Source organism: Klebsiella sp. MS 92-3, from assembly GCF_000195655.1.
In the GTDB taxonomy this organism is placed as follows: domain Bacteria; phylum Pseudomonadota; class Gammaproteobacteria; order Enterobacterales; family Enterobacteriaceae; genus Klebsiella; species Klebsiella pneumoniae.
In genome coordinates this window covers 89,613-90,418 of the sequence record NZ_GL882860.1, presented here as the reverse complement: position 1 = coordinate 90,418, position 806 = coordinate 89,613, and the positions used below count along the sequence as shown (strand labels likewise).

The window sequence follows — 806 nt, the reverse complement described above, 5'->3', positions numbered from 1 at the left end:
GTCAGTGAAGGTTGGGTTAATTTGGCACGGCTCAGATTCGACATTGCGGGCTTTTTCGCTTAACGCGGCGAGCGTTTGCTCGGCTTCAGCGCGGTTGGCGAATACGCGGCTGTAGGAGGCGGTGCAGTCGGTGTTGTCAACAATCGTGCCAACATCCATACAGCAGCAAACCGGGGTTTCATCAGCGCTACATTTACTCATCGTAGATTTCCTCTGGAGATGCACCTTCGGTGCCAGAAAAATTATGTGTCTATTTTACGCCCTGTCCCCGGTAAGCCTCCAGCCGAGAATCGCTCTGCCGGCGTTAAGTGACAGAAATCACACTTAAAAATGATCTAAAACAAAAATCCCCTTCTGTCCCCCTTGCTCTCTCCGAGATTTTTGCCAGCTGGATCGCGTTTCTGTTATCACAATTGAAAAACTTCATAAACATACTTGCAACAAATCATCTGGTCAGACCTATACTCAGCGCACTGGTCTGATTTCTTGGTTGTACCGCAGACCCTACACTCCCGCGCTTCTGTTACGGCATGTAACATAGTTTAAAAAAAAATAACTCAATGAGGTTATGGGCATGAGCCAGAAAACCCGCTTTACCCAATCTGCCCTTGCAGTGGCTGTCGCACTTGTTTCCACCCAGGCCTGGTCAGCAGGCTTCCAGCTCAACGAATTCTCTGCATCGGGGCTGGGTCGTGCCTATTCCGGTGAAGGGGCGATCGCTGACGATGCTGGTAATGCCAGTCGTAACCCGGCATTAATTATGATGTTCGACCGCCCGACCATGTCGGCGGGGGCCGCGGTTTTTG

Annotated in this window: 2 protein-coding genes; one reads left to right on the top strand and one right to left on the bottom strand. The window is 50.9% G+C overall.

Annotation, left to right across the window (positions count from 1 at the left end; genetic code table 11):
* The coding region (locus tag HMPREF9538_RS0128445; protein WP_032457256.1) for a YfcZ/YiiS family protein at positions 1-201 on the bottom strand (201 nt) is incomplete at its 3' end.
* Positions 202-574: 373 nt separating this feature from the next.
* On the opposite strand from HMPREF9538_RS0128445, the gene HMPREF9538_RS30610 reads away from it, so the two are divergent.
* Positions 575-806 (top strand): outer membrane protein transport protein (locus HMPREF9538_RS30610; RefSeq protein WP_171805149.1); only part of this gene is annotated, 232 nt, incomplete at its 3' end.